Genomic DNA, 15,417 nt, shown 5'->3' with positions numbered 1-15,417 from the left:
CATATCGTTTTGAGGGGGTACTCAGGCAAAAAAATAATGCCCACGGAAGCCTTTTGTGACCTCCGTGGGCATCGTTCTTATACCTTCGTGCAGTAATCCAGCGAAATCCAGCCTGCGCCGCTTTTCAGCCGGCCCCATCTGGATGCGCCCTGTCCGTCTGCCTCCTCCACAATCGTGAAGGTTCCGATTCCTGTGTACTTCCCGGTTTTGGCATAGTTCGTCCCCGGTCCTTTACGGATATTCAGGTCCGTGATGGACACCCGCACCAGATACGGGGAAAACGCCGCCGTATCCGGTGTGTAGATGTTTACACCATTTACATCGAACACACGATATCCCGGATTCTCATCCGCGCAGTTCTTTGCGTTCTCCAGAACGCGGAAAGCCCCGATCTGCGATTTGGCATCCGCCCAGGTCTTCCGGACCCGGTACCAGATGTCGGCAGTCCCAGAAACGCCGCCCGCCGTACCGCAGATATTCTTCAAGATGGTCAGGATTTTCTCCCCATACCCGGCGCCAGCCGCCCAGCCTTTCCCCTGGGGATTTTCCTGCTGTCCGAGCCACTCCACATATTCCGCACTGCCCCTGGTGACATACTTAAAACGCGGGTCAACGCAGTCATTCTTCAAAGCATCGGTGGACGCATACGCCTTTAAATGCTGGATTTGCGCCCGGATGCCGAGCTGCGGCGTGTCAAAGGAATTGCCCTTCAGCCCATTGCTCGTCACGCCCATCCCGCAGAAGTTGTTCTGGTCCAGTGTGACCGCAGAGCCGGAGAAGGTAAAGTTCCCGGTCTCCAGGCAGGACTGCGCGAAGGCGATGTCACCGCGCACGCCCTCGGCCTGTCCCTCGGAAAGGTAGAGCGGAATCATGTCCAGGACGCTCTGCGGGACTTGCGGGTTCTTCCCCTGGATGTAGATTTCCATCTGCTCTGCCGTAGCCACGGCGGTTCCCATAATCTTGGTATAGCCGCTGGTTTCCGCAGAGGAACCGCCGTCCATCGCCGCTTTAACTGCCTGACGGAAGGTGTCCATCGTGTAGCCCATGCCAAGCTGTGTCCAGAGATGCTCCGGGTCGCCGTGGTTTGAAGCGATGCCCCGGCTGTGTCCCTCCCGGTGGCTGATGATCACGCCGTCTGCGGTCGGGTTCAGGCTGTACTGCCTGCACAGATAAGCAAACAGTTCTACGGCCGCTTCGTAGGTACGTTTCGCCACAGCCTTTGCCGTTGCGGTATCGGAGCAGGTAAAATTCGCCCCGCTTGTGTACTTGATACAGGCAGGCTCGCACATCTCCACACCGATGTGGGTATTGTTGCCGCTGCCCTTGCTGCCGGAGCCGCAGTGCCAGCCCCGGTGGTTCCAGGGGAGGGTCTGGTACACTGTGCCGTCATTGCCGTCAATAAAACCATGCACACAGGCATTGTCATAGGACGGGCTGTTCCAGCTGTTGATAAACACAGACGCCTTCGGCTGCGGGCAGCCCACGGAATGGAGCATCAGCCCCTTGACCGTGATTTTTCTCCCCGCCGTATAGCAGGGGTTTTTCGTTAAGATCGATTCTACCAGTTTCATAATCACTCATCCTCCTGATTGCTGTTTTCTGTTTCCGCCCGGTCATGGAGCTGTTCCAGGATTTCCTTCATCTTCTCCGGCACAGGGAGTCCCAGGTGCGCCGCGTTCTCCAGAAGGCTCACACCCTCGTTGGAGAGGTAAAAGAAGATGACCGCCGTGCGAAGGACGCTGCCTGTGCCGATCACCTGCACATCCAGGATGTTGGCGATTCCAACCAGCAGGAAGATCAGCACCTTCCGGCAGATGCCCTTAAAGCCCACCTCGCTGGACAGCTTCTTGTCCGAGATGGCGCACATCACGCCTGTGACATAATCCACTGCCACGAACACCACCAGGGCAATGAGCAGCCCGTCGCAGCCGCCCAGGAAATAGCCCAGCCACCCGCCGATGGCTGCAAAGATCACCTGCGCCGTGTTCCAAAGTTCCTTCATGTTGATACCTCCGTTTCTTGAAATGGTTTTGTGTATGAAAAAAGCGGCCGCCCCGCAGGGCAGTCGCCAGTTCCCGTAAGTTATTCTGTTTGCTTCGGCAGCCATTCCCACAGCCGCATATCCTCCTGCCCCAAAGACCACATACACATCCCCCGGAGCTTCCAGCGGTATGCCGCCTGGTTTGCCCAGTAGACCAGGGAATCCACGTCCTGGTAGTAGAGGATGGAAAAGCCGTCCGCGTCTCCAAGGAACAGCCGGGATATCCAGATGTTGATGTCCTTCGGTATGACCTTTGCCGTGTAGTTCCCGCCGCAGGAAATCTCCAGCAGGTCGGAGTGAAAGAAATCATAATCCAGGGAGATGTCCTCGCTCCGGGTGGAGGTTTCCTCCACATCGGAGGTCAGCGTGAATACCTGGAACTCCTCATCCCAGGTGCAGTTCGTGCGGGATATCCTTCCGTAGCTTTTAAAGCTGCCGTCCGGCATCTCCACATCAAACCGCTCATACGGCTCGTAGGTCCAGGCGTCTCCCAGACGCAGAAGTTCACAGACCGTGGTGTTGTCCGAGCGGTACCCGGCGTAGCCCCCGGAAAAACCGCTGGCTGTCGCTGTGAAGCGCAGGGTGTAGGAGGAGCCGGAATATACCCGCACCTGATTTCCACGGACACGCATCTCCACCGTGTACATGGAGGGATTGCCCCGCAGATCCGCCGATGAAGTCCTTGTGATCTCCTGGCTGTAGCTGCCAAGGAGCGAGGAACCGTTGTACAGCTCCACCGCCTGGGTGTCGTAGTTTAAGCAGCAGAACAGGCTGCCGCAGAACACACCGGCCCGCCCGCTGCCGTTTGCCGGGAAAGCCAGCCTGGCCCGCAGATGCAGCTCCGAAAAGCCGTCATACTGCCACGCAAGCTCCCCATGCCCTTCAAGCTGGGAGTAGACACGCTCCATCGAATATTCATCCGACCGCCACACCTCGAAGGAGCCGGAACGCACCGTCCAGTAGTCCGTCTCCAGCACGCCGTAATCCTGGAAGTCCTCATACCAGATGAGCGCCGAGTCCGGCTTCCTGCGGAGCATTTCCAGCGTCAGCTTAAAGCCCTTATCGGGTACGGCCATATTGCCGTCCACATCCTTAAAGCTCCTGGGCGCAAGGGCAAAGGTGGCCTCCCCGGCGGTAGGTTCCTCGGAAAAAGCCGAGCAGACCCGGAAGCCGTAAAACTGGACGCCTTTGACGTCCAGAGAGATGGTAATGGTGTGTGTCCCGGCCGAAAGCGTTACGCCGCTGGCGAGGGACGCCCAGAAGGTACTCCGCCAGTACGGCCACCACAGGCGGCTTTCCGTGAAGTGCTTTGTGCTGCCGTCCAGCGCCGCATAGATGCCGTTCTTATCCCAGAAGGGATAGCAGAGCCGCACCGCCACATCGTAAGTTCCCGCTGCGTTCACCGTAAAACTGTAGGTCACCGAGCCGTTATCGCCCAGGGTCGCAATGCCGTTTTCAATGGAGACAATGCCGGACGCGCTGGAGTAGCCGTCAGCGTCCCGGTCGATGAAAATAGTTCCGAACTCGGTTTTCTGCTCCTTGCCGTAGGCAGTCAGGTAGCGCCTGCGGTTGTATGTGTCCGCAAGCTGAGGGTACTCGCGGGAAACTGCGTCCGCTCCTTCCATGTAATCGTAGACATGGGGAAAGGCGTAAGGCACCTTGTCATAATCATCCCAATAGGCCACGATAGGGAGAAAGGGCTGGGGCGGCGCGTCACCTGTGAAGTTGTACGCTCCCGTCATCCAGTACCTCGCGGCGTAGTAGGTGTTGGAAACGCCCCGGTAGGTCTCGCCCAGGTTCTCCGGCGTATCGTAAATCTGCCAGTTCCAGCCGTAGGCCGGCATTCCCAGGAAAATCTTGTCCGGGTCCATGACCTGGGTGGCGTAATCGTAAATGCCCTCCAGCCAGCTTCTTGGCGAAACCGGTCCCGGCGCGGAACCCGCCCAGGCCATGCCGTAGCTCATAATAGTCGCCGTGTCACAGTAGGCGTCGAGGTCCCCGTAGACACACCAGTTCTCGCCGCCCACCGAGCCGTTGACGCTGGTCATCCCCGGCAGACAGATGTTCATGTGTTTGCCGGAATCATAGGTTTTCACGGTATTGTAGATGTTCTGGAACATGGCGGTTGACGCGGCATGGGTGGAATAGCCGTCCCCGCGTTCCAGGTCAATGTCGATGCCGTCACACCAGGGGTATTTCTCCATGATGCGGATGATCTCCGAAAGGAACATCTCCTGCGCCCCGTTTGTGTTGTCCCGCAGGGCGCGGAAGATGCTGTTCGCCCCGTCGTTTGCCACCGTCAGCAGCCACTTGATATGGGGCCATTTGTTGATGTAGGTGAGCATATCCGAAATCGCCACGCCGCTCTCGTAAATCTCCCCGGTGGCCCGCACCTTAAAGGAGAACAGCCCGATCTGGCTGATGCGGTCGCCGTAGTCCCGGAGGGCTTCATACATCCGGGCATTTCCCATGAACGTCCACACCATGATCTGCTTGCCTTTCAGTGTATCCATCAGATTGGCTCACCTCCATCCTGCATTTCCTGCATCTCAAACAGCACCCTCGCCGTTTTCCCTTCCGGGAGCGTCACCTTATGCTTGGAATCCCAGGCGGCGCTGTACTGGTAAAAGCCCTCTTTTTTCTCCGGGCTGCCGTTCTTCGTACACTGCCGTGTGCTGGCAAGCAGAGCAAGGTCCGCTTCGGCCGGGACAGCGTTAGGGAAAGATACCTTCTGGCCGCCCGCCCCCTGGCAGAGGGAAACCGCCCCCGCTTCCAGGTCGGACTTGGGGTATAGATGCACATCCAGTCCAGCGGAAGTCTCCCCAAGGTTAAAGAGGATGACCGTTTCCTCGCCCCGCACCACGCCGTTGAACCAGACAGGGGCTTTGACTTCGCCGTCCACACGCAGCTTTTGGAGGAAGGGTTCGGTATGAGGCGTGTATCCCGTCAGCGCCGGACCTTCCTGAAGCATCAGGTCCGTAAAATAGATCGTGCCGGAGCAGTCCGCAATGGTAGGCTTCACGGTAACGCTCACGACACGCATATCCTGTTTCCGGTTGATAACCTCCGCCAGCCGGATAAAAGCAATCTTAGCCATCCAGCGTCCACTTCATCTCGCAGGGATGGCCTACCCATCCCGTCACCACGGACCCAGCCTGCAGGAGGATGTCCGTGATATAAAGCGTCCCGGTGCAGTTCGTTATGCACACCCGCACTGTGATGGACTTTACCCTGGAAGAATAGTTTTCCGGCGTAATCCGGGCGGAGGTCGAAGATAAATAAGCCATAGACACCTCCTAATACAAATCAATGAACCGGCTTTCCGTGCTGCCGTCCTCATACTCGATCACCACTTCAATGCCCACCTGGGAATCCTCGCTTAACTTCTCCAGATTTTCCGAGCCGATCTGCGCCGACAGGGTGTAGCTGGAGCGGTTGGCGGGATAGACGGTCTGGGACAGGCTCTTGGTCATGCCGGCCACGCCCTCCGCTTTGAAAGACGCCGTGCCGGACGCGCCGTTTTCACTGTCCGCCTCAAAGCCGGAACTGACCCAGTAGGCAAGCCCGTCATCGGCGCGGGAGTTTCTAAGCAGATTGAAAGGAACCATTTCTCGGATGTCGTTGTTCGACACCATGCTGGTGCCTTCCAGCGAGTCCGCCGCGTTGTCCCATTCACTGGCGGAACTGCCCAGGTTCTTCAGCGTGGTGGAAAGCTCCAGCACCGTGTTCCACGGCTCCTGCAGGTTGTATTCCCGTAGGACAATTCTTGTGGTGACCGAAAGCCCCAACTCCTTATCCTCCACCCGGACGTAATCTCCCAGTTCCCAGGCTTCATGCTCGTAGCCCGTCAGCACGGATAAGTCCATTGCGTTTAACACATAAGAAATGGTGGGCTTTGCGTAGTCAGCCAGCCGCATCTCGGCGTATTCCTTCATCTGGTAGGGATTCGTGAAAGAGGAGCAGTCCAGGGTGGAGATTCTCACCTCGTCTGTGTAGGTGAAGTCCTCCACATAGGGCCTTCCGCCGTTGATGTCCGCGAAGGTCATCCCTTCCGCGCCCACGGCGTACAACCGGGTCACAAGCTCCCTGGTGTCCACCACCCGCTGGATGGATTTCATGTTCTTCTTGTAGGCAAAAAGGGCGCCGCTGTCCTTGCCGTTGACCGTCAGCAGATGTACCAGCCGGTTCGGGCAGTCAAAGACCAGGTCGCCGCCGTGGAGGTCTGCGGTATTCCGAAGGATGGACAAAGCGTTTTTCTCCGTACTGGTCCAGGTGCGCTGTGTCCGCACCGTCACTGTGCCGACGCTCCATTCCGTACCCTCCAGGGCGTATGCCATCGCCGTTTCCGGGTACTCCGCTTCAAAGGTACGTTCCTCCTTGCGGACAGAGAAGGTCAGGTCATAGAACTCCGCCTCCGCGTACACCTCTGTGACGGCACGGCCGTCTGTGTCCCTGGTGTCCGTGACCGTCCTGACCTTATACACATCATCCACGATCTGGATCTTCTTCTCACTGTCGATATACCCCCGCTTGCCGTCCCGGTAGGGAATCTTAAAGGAAAGGGTGTCCTCGCCGTTGATCTCGCTGGTCACAATGATGTCATAAGCGTTTTCCAGTACCGCCTCCCATGCGCCGTTACTGTCCAATACCACTGGCCGTGCATAGCCGATCTTCTCATAGGGCGCTTTTGGGATGTCATAGAGCCGGATATCAATAACCTTCGGTGTCCGGGAGGTATCGTTTGTGGTCAGCGTTACCCGGAACCGGATATACGCCCGGTTGGGGGACGCCAGCTTTCCATCCGAGGGAACCGCCGCCCAATCGCTCCATTCCTCCAGGTCATCGCTGGTGGAGGTCTCCACCAGGGAAACCGCCGTGGTGCCGGAGATGTACTCACTGGTCACAGACACACGCCCGGTGCCGGAGAGGTTGCAGTCCGCCGCCGCTGTGGTCAGCACACCCTCGGATGGGTAAACGCCGTTTGATGCCCGGAGTGTGACTGCTCCCGGCTCCGTGATGCCGTCCACATCCCCGGAGGTATCGCCGCCGTTGGCCATAACTGAAGACCGGAAATAGTCCACCAGGTCATCGGCTGTGAGATTCGTATCGCAGTCCAGAAACCAGTCGTCCAGACCGCCGGCGTACCAGTAGGAGTCGGCGTGCATCCCCAGAATCAAATCCGCCGTGCAGGAGCGGTTCAGCTCCCCGGTAAAGGAAAGCACCTCCGATGCCCACACCGTGCCGCTGCCCCGGTCGCCCACCACATACTGCGCCGTCTTGTTGTCCGGCTCGATCAGGCAGGCGATAAAGTACCAGCCGCCGTTGACCAGGGAAAAGGGCGGGTCCACCGACTCGTCCAGGATCAAAGAGCCGGTATCGTTGTAGAGCATGATCCTCGGATCGCCCCGGATGAGGGATAGGTAGAAGATTGGCTGCCCCGGCCCGTACCGGGTGTTAAAAATCGGGCAGTAGGTATTCCCCACGGAATAGGTGGTGGGGTTCATCCAGCCGCCGCAGACAATCCTTGCCCCAAGGCTTGCGAAAATGCTGCCGTCGTTGGTCACTTTCAGATAGTTCTGCTCAGAAGATGGGTTCACAATGTTCATGCGGAAGTAATTCCCCAGACGGTTTGCGGAAAGGGACGCGCTGGTGCCACTCCAGTTGTTGATGTATGCCGCCCGTCCCATGCCGGAGGAATCCAAAAGGCAGTCGTCCTCATCCGGGTCCGACTCATTGAACCGCCACAGGCCGCCCTTTGCCCACTCTTCCGGGAACTCGCCGGTAAAATCCGTCTGCTTATTCAGTATCGTTTTCAGTGCCATTACCGCTCACCTCCATCTGCTCCTTGCCTGGATTTCCAGCCCCGTAAACGTGGCGTTTGCCGCCGTTACGGAAACCGTGTTGCTCCCCACCGCCAGCGTGGGGAAGTTCAGTTCTTCCAGATACGGCAGGGCGTTCCGCAGGATCATCCCGTCCGCGTCCTCCACATAAGCGGTCATCCGGTCGGTATCCACCACCAGCGTCTCACCGGCCGCAAGGGCGGCATTGACGATTTTTAATTCCTGCCCGTTGGTAGTAATGCTGATGGAATTGCCTGCCCCGGAAGTAACCACGCCCTCAATGCGGTAAATGGGGTTGGACTCCATGTTCCCGGTATGCCGGGTTATGGTATGGCTGCCCTCAGCCGTGATAGAGAAGGTCTCATCCTCGATGGCGTAGCCAAAGGGGTCAGGGCAGAAAAAGGTCAGCTCAAAGCTGCCGGAAGAACGCAGCAGCCGTTCGCACTCTACCGCAGCGTTCAGTCTTGCCATAAAATACCGGTCCGGCACATCATCCAGAATCAGCTGCTTCAAGCCGCCCACCGGGTCAAGCCACGCCGCAATGTCATCCAGCGTGGAAACCAGGGCGGGAAAGCTGTGCCTTGGAAAGATGCTGCAGGACACCACGATCTCCCGGTAGTCAAAGTCCGCTCCGAAGTCGGTAACGCCATACTTTCCAGGAACGGTCGTGGTAAAGTTGCGGAGCCGTCCGCTGACCTGCCAGGAGGTCAGCCTTGCTTTCAGCCCCATGCTCTTTGAAGTAATGTCGTTATACGAAAAGCCCACAGGCTGCACCTCCTTTTATGCTGTGCTGAACCGTCCTTGGGCGCGGGAGCCGGTCTGGATCAGGTTGTAAAGTTCCTGGGAAATCCTGCGGATGTCGTCCTCGCTGCGGACGATCATCTGTTGGATGGTAATGAGGGTTCCAAAAGAGGAGCCGCCCGTTCCGCCCATGCCGCCGGCCACGGAACCCATCGTCCCGGCTGTGTCAAAGGCAAAGTTTGACGGGACTGCGGACTGCATATCCGCCGCCAGGCCGTTCATCACGCCCAGGATGCCGTTGTTCAGATCCTCTGCGGCGCTGACCGCTTCACCGGCGCTGTCCTCAATGCCGCCGGCAAGGCCCCTGCCCAGCATCTCGCCCACCCAGGCCATTTCCTTCGAGGGCGAGTTGATGCCAAAGAAGCTGCAGATCCCGTCCCAGATGCCGGAAATCCAGCCGGAGACTTTGTCCCAGATCCATCCGGCAAGGCTCTGGATACCCTGCCACAGCCCCTGCACGATGTTCTTGCCGATGTTGACAATCTGGCCTATCGACGAGGTAAAGGCATTCACAATCCCCGCAATAATCTGCGGCACCGCCTTTACGATCTCCACGATGATGGTGGGCAGGTTCTGGATCAGCGACACAAATAGCTGCACGCCTGCCTGGATGATCTGCGGGATGCTGTTTAAGATGGCATTTACCAGCGAGGAAATAATCTGCGGGATCGCCCCCACAATGGTGGTAATGATGGTCGGCAGGTTCTGGATCAGGGAAATCAGCAGGTTCACGCCCGCGTCAATGATCTGGGGGATACTGCCGAGGATGGCGGTCACCAGCCCGTCAATGATCTGCGGGATTGCCGCCACAATGGCCGTGATAATCTCCGGCAGTGCGGAGACCAGCGAGGTCAATAGCTGTATCCCGGCGTTGATGATCTGTGGGATTGCCCCCACGATAAACTCCACAATCGCCGTAATGATGGCGGGCAGGGCCGCGATCAGGACCGGGATGGCATTAAGCAGCCCCTGGGCCAGCCCGATAATAAGCTGCAGCGCCGCGTCCAGAATCATCGGCAAGTTTTCGATCAGGGTCTGTACGATCTGGGTAACCACAAGGACAATCTGCGGAATCAGCGTGGGAACCGCCGCCGCAATGCCCTGGGCCAGCGTGACGATGATCTGCGTCGCGCCTTCCATCACAGCCGGAAGACTCTGGATGATGCCGGAAAGCAGCGAGGTCAGCATCTGCATCCCGGTGTTTACAAACTGCGGCAGCATGGAAACCGCCGTGTTCACCAGCCCCGTAATGGCCCCGGCAAAGGCTTCATCCGCCCCGTCCACGCCGTTGACCATGTCGGTAAAGGCGGAGATGACTTCCGAAATTGCCGGGAGGAACTCTGCCCGGAGGCTGTTCTTCACATTGGAAATGGTCTCCCCAAGCCCCGCCAGGGTCTCGTCAAGCTGCGCCTGTCCTTCTCTGGAAGCCACCAGCGCCTCGTTGTTGCGGTAGAATGCGCCGCTCGCCTCATCATAGGCTCCGGAGAGGGTCTCCATGATGAGTCGGTTGCGCTCACTTTCACTGGAGCAGGCCGCCAGCTTTTCGTTGAAGGCATCCTCGCTGATGCCCACCCAGTTTAAGGCATCCGCCAGAGAGCCGGTAACCTGTCCCACCTTGGCGGTCTCATTGGCGGACTCGATCATGCCCTCGATGGGGAGGGCATCGCCAAAGGTACCGTAAACACCTGCCGCGATATTCGTCCACTTGGTAATGTCCTGCTCGTTTTGGGCAAGCTGCGCCAAAAGCTGGGAGGCTTCCGTGGCCGTGTCCGTATCGCCCAAGATTTTATAGAACTCCGTGTAGGATTTCTGCGCCGCGTCCCCGCTGTATCCCGCCGCCTCAAAAGCGGTAGTCAGCTTGCCCTGGGCTGCCCGGTATTCCTCGGTGGCTTCGTCCAGGTTCCAGATGGCGCTGCCAAGCTCCTGGATGCCGCTTAACGCCGCCTGGATGCCGGAGGAGATGAGGTTTCCCATCGCCACCGTGGCGACCGAAAGGCCGGAGCCTAATTTATCCGCCCCGCTGGATGCGTCCTCCAGCGAATCGCCGAAATCCTCCGCCACATCCCCGGCATCCTTCATCCGCTCCCGGTTTTCCCGAAGCTCCCCGGAAAGCTGGGAAATACGCCCCTCCAGTTCCTTTGCCTCGCTGGAGCCTTTCCCGTACTCCAGAACCGCATTGGAATAGGCGCGTTTCATCCCGGCCAGTTCCTCTTCCTGACGGGAAATCTCCTGGGAGAGCCGTTCTGTGGCGTCCGCCGCCTCCGTCTCTTGCCGGGAGAGGGACTCAATGGCCCGCTCATTGGCGGAAAGTTCCCGTTCCATGCCGTTTAGGGCGGCTTCGGCGTTGTTAAGCTGGATCTGCCAGTTCTGCGTCCGGCGGTCGTTTTCCCCAAAGGACTCGGATGCGTTTTGGAGGGCAGCCCGCAGCGTTTCAACCTTTTGGCGCTGGGCGTCAATTTCCTTGTTCAGAACGGTATTCCTTGCGGAAAGAGCCTGGATGGATTTATCGTTGGCGTCAAACTGCGAGGAAACCAGCTTCATCTCGGAACCCAGCACCTTGAAGGACTGGTTGATCTCTGACAAAGCCTTTTTAAATTCCTTCTCACCCTCAATGCCGATTTTCAGGCCAAAATTGTCCGCCACAAGCCGCACCTCCTCTCGCGCTAAATTCCATAGGGGATCACATCATCAATCGTCAGTTCCCGTTTCGGCTTCGCAAGTCCCAGGAACTGCCGGTGGCACTCCCACAGGTCCATAAGCAGGCCGAATGGAAGGAGCATGGTTTCATCCAGGGAAAGATGAAGCTGCGCCGTCCCGTAATACAAAAGCCGGGTAAACAATTCTTCATCGCTTACCCGGCCGCCGTGTTTTTTCCCTCCGGCTCACTTTCGATATTCCGTTTCGTACCCCGGTACATGGCCTCCATGATGGCGTCCTTATAGTCCGTCAGTTCCATCGGGGAGGTAAGAAGCTCCACTTCCTCGGCGGTCAGCTCCGGCTTTTTGTCCTCCGGGTGTTTCAGATTGTGGACGAGGATGGGCTGGTTGCACAGAAGGGTAATCAGCCACACGATCTCATCCAGCGCCATCTCAAAGTTCTCCGTCTTCATCAGCTTCTCGCCCAGGTTCTCCAACCCGCCGTAACGGCCGGCGATGGCCTTGGTCGCTCTGGTGGTCAAAAGCATTTCATATTCCTGCCCGCCGATATTGACATTTGCTGTTCTTTCATCCATACTTCAAACCCTCCTTAACCTTCGCCGCCTGCGCCCGATGTCTGATCTGCGTAGGACGGCTCATAGACCTCATCGTACCAGCCCGTAATGACTGTGGGGGATACACCAGCGTCGTCCTCGGACACCTCCGCTTTCCAGGGGTGCTTGCCCTGGCCGTCCACCTTATTGCGGCGGGTCACGGTGCCCTCGATAGACGGGGTGGAAAACTCGATGCTCTCGCCTTTGGTGGTCAGGTTAGTGGCGGGGATACCGAAAATCACACGGTACAGCCAGAAATAGCGGTATTTGCCGTTTGCCTTCTTTGCGCGGAAGCCAATGGCGACCGGATCGCCGCCGTCCTCCGACGCGGAAATCAGGACACCGTTCTCATCGATTACCGCCCCGGTCAGGTCTTCCGCGACCGTTTTGCCAATATCGTCCACACCCAGCGTCAGCGTCCCGCTCTGGAACTCCTTTACAACCTCCGCAGCCCCGTCATCTGCGTACAGCGTAGCCTCGGCCAGTTCCACGGAAAGCTCGGCGGTCATAGCCTTCGCCAAAGGCTGCGGGTCTTCATAGGTTTCATTTCCCGAAGTGTCTTCGGTGATCTTGGCGTAATACAGTTTGTCAAGGCCAATGGTAGCCATAGTTCATTCCTCCAATCCATACAGTTTTGCCACGTCAATGGCATAGTGGTGGTAGCCGGTATCGTCCTCATGGCCGATGTACCGCCTGTCCGTAATCACAAAATCGGCGGCAAGGAGCGCATTTGAAAGCTGCCCCTTCCGCTTCAGATAGTTTCCTTTGGAGAACAGGGAGAGCCGCGCCTCCTGGGTTTCATACCCCGGCAGGTTATCCGCATGAAGCTCATAGGTGTCCGCTAAAGGCGTGACCACCACATATTCCCCAGGCGGCTCATCAGAGAACACACCCGTTTCCACCGGCAGGCCGCAGCCATTGACCACAGCCTTGATTTCCGACAGCAGGCTCAAATCTTCTCCACCTCCTCATCCAGCATTGCCTTCATGGTGCTGATACAGGCATTCCTGGAGGAAGATTGCGCCGGCTTTAGGAAGGGCTTGGCGGGCTGGCCGCTTTTGCCGTATTCCAGGATGGTGGCAATCTTGGCGTTGCTGTCGCCGTCCGACCTCGGCTCAGAAAAGCCCACCTTCACATTGAAGTCCCCGTTCTTATCCTGCAGGGCAGGGGACGTTCCAAGGGAGCGTAAAAGCTCCCCGGTGCTTCTGGATTCATACTTCGTCCCGCTGCCGATAACCGCCTGCAGGTTGGATCGGACTTTATCCTCCACAACCTCTGCTCCGGCTTCCAGCACCTTTGGGAGAATCTCATCCGTTTTATCCGCCAGCCGGGACACCTTCATCAGGAAATCCTCCGGCATCTTCCATGTCGCTTTAGCCACTCGCTTTCACCTCCTGCGCCATCACCTCCAGATATATCCCCCTGCCTTTGACATCCTCCACCGAAGTGATCTCGAAGATATGCCCGTCGCAGAGGATGCGCATATCCGTAGTGACCGTGACGCCGGGAATCACCCGGAGCCGGAACAGGTCGGTAGCGGTGGAAAAGGACGCCATGTTGGCCCATTTCTCACTGCCGTGCCTGCCTTCCCGGTAAGCGCGTACCTCTGCCACAGTCACATCCGTTTCCGTCTTAAATCCCTCATCATCCTGCGTGAACTGTTTTTCCACAATAGAGATGAAGGTGTTCATCTTGCCAAAACTCATACTTACACCTTCCATTCCCGGTCGAGCCGAAGCAGAAGGTTGACTGTGTTCCAGACCTGCTGGCCGGCCTGCACATTGTCCGCGAAAAAGCCGCCCGTGGAACCGTCCCTGGACTCGTAAAAATGCGATGCCAGCATAATCACCGCCTGTTCGGTGGTGGCCGGCATCGCATTCTCTGTATAATAGCCCTCCTGGATATGCTGATAGCTCTCCGCGTAGGAAACAGCGGCGGTGATGTAGCTTTTCAAAAGTTCATCATCCGCCGAATGTTCCAGAATCAGGTTTGCTTTGACTTTTTCCAGCAGAGTGTCCATCACACGCTGCCTCCTTCCTTAACTGGATGCCATCAGGCCCGCTGCCTTCAGCTTGGCCAGCAGGCCGTTGAAATCAGAAACCAGAGTGGAAACATCCTCCGCAGCACTGTCGGCCTGGTTTGCCGCCTGGGGAACCTCGGCGGCGGGCAATCCGGTAACAGAAGCCCCCTCCTTGATTTCGAGGGTGCCGCCAATCACCCACTTATCGCCGCCCTGTTCCATGTAGTTCTTTCCGTTGTAGCTCATCTGTCAACCCTCCCTTACGATGCTTTCTGTACCAGCACCTTAACAGCTTCCGGCAGGATCATCTTGCCGTCCACGCGCTGGGAAGCGAGGAAGCCCACCTGGCCGTTTGCCGCATACAGTTCGTTCAGGCGCTTGAAGGAACGCCCCTGGCGGTCCGCGATCCAGTAGTAGCTGAAATCACCAAAAGCGATGGTTTTCGCGCTGGCGGCGATGGCGGGCATATAGGCCGAAGTACGCACAGGTCTGCCCAGGATGGTATCCGGCGTTCCGGCAGTCAGGGAAGGCTGCCACAGGTACTGGCCGCTGCCATCTTTCAGTTTACGGACTGCCTTGATGGTGGAATCGTTCAGTACCCACACAGCATTGCGGCGGTAAGGCGATTTCAGGGAGTAGAACAGGTCGATCAGCTCATCGGCGGTAATGGCGGTGGCAGACGCAGCAGTGATGCCGGTCTCCGCGCCGCCGCTTGCAGCCAGGATGCCCAGGGGTTTGCCGGAGCCGTCCCCGGTAAAGAAGGCTTCCTCCTCCTTGGCGCCGATGCGGCGGGCAAACTCACGGGAGATGTAGCTTTCCAGGTCAAAGACACTGTCGTTTAACAGTTCCTCGGAAACTTTGATCATCGTCCCCAGCTTGTAGGCCCCGATGGATACCTGGCCGAAGGAATCATCGCTTTCCGTGTAGGCTCCTTCCTCATCAATCCAGGAAGCAGTTCCCTTGGTCGCCACCACGGGGATCTTGCGGTCTCCGCTGGAAGTCTGGATCACCCTGGCAAGCTGGCGGAATACATTTTCCTCTTCCAGTGCTTCCACCAGGGTACGCTCGTACTCATCCGGCACCAGGTAGCCGCCCTCGGAGTCCGTCCCGATCTGCAGCGCATTCACCACAGAGGGCATCGGAGCCTTGGAACGCATCATGTTCCAGAAGTTCCGGCGGTACTCATCGGTGGCGCGGCCGGTCTTAGCCTCCTCCTTGCCGCTCATGGGCTTACCCGTCAGGGGCTTGTTTACCGGGCGGTTCAGTTCCGCCTCAAGCGCCTCCTGACGTTCCAGGCGGGCGATCTCCTTGCCCAGGTCGGTGATCTCCTGCTCCATACGGGTATAGGCGGCGTCATCCTCGGCGGACAGGACGCCCTTATCGTTTCTGTGGGAATCCAGAAAGGCTTTCGCAGCTTCCCAGGCTTTGGCGCGCTTCTCGCGCAGTTCAAGAATCGTCATAGTGG

16 protein-coding genes are annotated in these 15,417 nt (G+C 57.9%); all 16 read right to left on the bottom strand.

The genetic code is table 11. The features are described 5' to 3' along the window. Window positions 1–77 precede the first annotated feature (77 nt). On the bottom strand, window positions 78–1,571 hold the full coding sequence (locus B5F09_RS03615; RefSeq protein WP_087371705.1) for an N-acetylmuramoyl-L-alanine amidase: 1,494 nt from the start codon (window positions 1,569–1,571) through the stop codon (window positions 78–80). A 2-nt stretch (window positions 1,572–1,573) separates the two neighbouring features. Continuing rightward, complete coding sequence (locus tag B5F09_RS03610; RefSeq protein ID WP_087371702.1) at window positions 1,574–2,002, bottom strand: holin family protein; 429 nt, start codon at window positions 2,000–2,002, stop codon at window positions 1,574–1,576. Between the two features lie 80 nt (window positions 2,003–2,082). Continuing rightward, window positions 2,083–4,554, bottom strand: a complete 2,472-nt coding sequence (locus B5F09_RS03605) for a glycosyl hydrolase family 18 protein (RefSeq protein WP_087371699.1) — start codon at window positions 4,552–4,554, stop codon at window positions 2,083–2,085. Beyond that, on the bottom strand, window positions 4,554–5,138 hold the full coding sequence (locus B5F09_RS03600; protein WP_087371695.1) for a hypothetical protein: 585 nt from the start codon (window positions 5,136–5,138) through the stop codon (window positions 4,554–4,556). The genes B5F09_RS03605 and B5F09_RS03600 overlap by 1 nt, the downstream gene beginning before the upstream one ends. Next, entirely contained in the window at window positions 5,131–5,328 is a 198-nt protein-coding gene (locus tag B5F09_RS03595) for a hypothetical protein (protein WP_087371693.1), read from the bottom strand. The genes B5F09_RS03600 and B5F09_RS03595 overlap by 8 nt, the downstream gene beginning before the upstream one ends. Before the next feature lie 9 nt (window positions 5,329–5,337). Then, on the bottom strand, window positions 5,338–7,863 hold the full coding sequence (locus B5F09_RS03590) for a phage tail spike protein (protein ID WP_087371689.1): 2,526 nt from the start codon (window positions 7,861–7,863) through the stop codon (window positions 5,338–5,340). A gap of 6 nt (window positions 7,864–7,869) precedes the next feature. Next, window positions 7,870–8,646, bottom strand: a complete 777-nt coding sequence (locus B5F09_RS03585; protein WP_022131808.1) for a distal tail protein Dit — start codon at window positions 8,644–8,646, stop codon at window positions 7,870–7,872. Between the two features lie 15 nt (window positions 8,647–8,661). Further along, entirely contained in the window at window positions 8,662–11,325 is a 2,664-nt protein-coding gene (locus tag B5F09_RS03580; protein WP_087371687.1) for a phage tail protein, read from the bottom strand. Between the two features lie 208 nt (window positions 11,326–11,533). After that, window positions 11,534–11,914 carry a hypothetical protein gene (locus B5F09_RS03575; RefSeq protein WP_087371684.1) on the bottom strand — a complete coding sequence of 127 codons (381 nt, stop codon included), beginning with the start codon at window positions 11,912–11,914 and terminating at the stop codon, window positions 11,534–11,536. A 14-nt stretch (window positions 11,915–11,928) separates the two neighbouring features. Next, window positions 11,929–12,540 (bottom strand): major tail protein, encoded by a 612-nt coding sequence (locus B5F09_RS03570; protein WP_087371681.1) that lies wholly within the window; start codon window positions 12,538–12,540, stop codon window positions 11,929–11,931. A 3-nt stretch (window positions 12,541–12,543) separates the two neighbouring features. Then, on the bottom strand, window positions 12,544–12,885 hold the full coding sequence (locus B5F09_RS03565) for a hypothetical protein (RefSeq protein ID WP_087371678.1): 342 nt from the start codon (window positions 12,883–12,885) through the stop codon (window positions 12,544–12,546). Next, a complete protein-coding gene (locus tag B5F09_RS03560) occupies window positions 12,882–13,313 on the bottom strand; it encodes an HK97-gp10 family putative phage morphogenesis protein (RefSeq protein ID WP_087371675.1) in 432 nt (143 codons plus the stop codon). Before B5F09_RS03560 ends, B5F09_RS03565 begins: the two co-directional genes overlap by 4 nt. Continuing rightward, window positions 13,306–13,638, bottom strand: a complete 333-nt coding sequence (locus tag B5F09_RS03555) for a phage head closure protein (protein WP_087371672.1) — start codon at window positions 13,636–13,638, stop codon at window positions 13,306–13,308. Before B5F09_RS03555 ends, B5F09_RS03560 begins: the two co-directional genes overlap by 8 nt. A 2-nt stretch (window positions 13,639–13,640) precedes the next feature. After that, entirely contained in the window at window positions 13,641–13,952 is a 312-nt protein-coding gene (locus B5F09_RS03550) for a head-tail connector protein (RefSeq protein WP_087371669.1), read from the bottom strand. Window positions 13,953–13,970: 18 nt separating this feature from the next. Then, entirely contained in the window at window positions 13,971–14,198 is a 228-nt protein-coding gene (locus tag B5F09_RS03545; RefSeq protein ID WP_087371666.1) for a head fiber protein, read from the bottom strand. 14 nt (window positions 14,199–14,212) lie between these two features. Then, window positions 14,213–15,412 carry a phage major capsid protein gene (locus tag B5F09_RS03540; protein ID WP_087371663.1) on the bottom strand — a complete coding sequence of 400 codons (1,200 nt, stop codon included), beginning with the start codon at window positions 15,410–15,412 and terminating at the stop codon, window positions 14,213–14,215. Window positions 15,413–15,417 lie beyond the last annotated feature (5 nt).

The organism is Erysipelatoclostridium sp. An173 (assembly GCF_002160495.1).
GTDB classification, from domain to species: Bacteria; Bacillota_I; Bacilli_A; order Erysipelotrichales; family Coprobacillaceae; genus Thomasclavelia; species Thomasclavelia merdavium.
The sequence above is the reverse complement of the archived record's forward strand: the minus strand, read 5'-3'. Positions and strand labels throughout refer to the sequence as shown.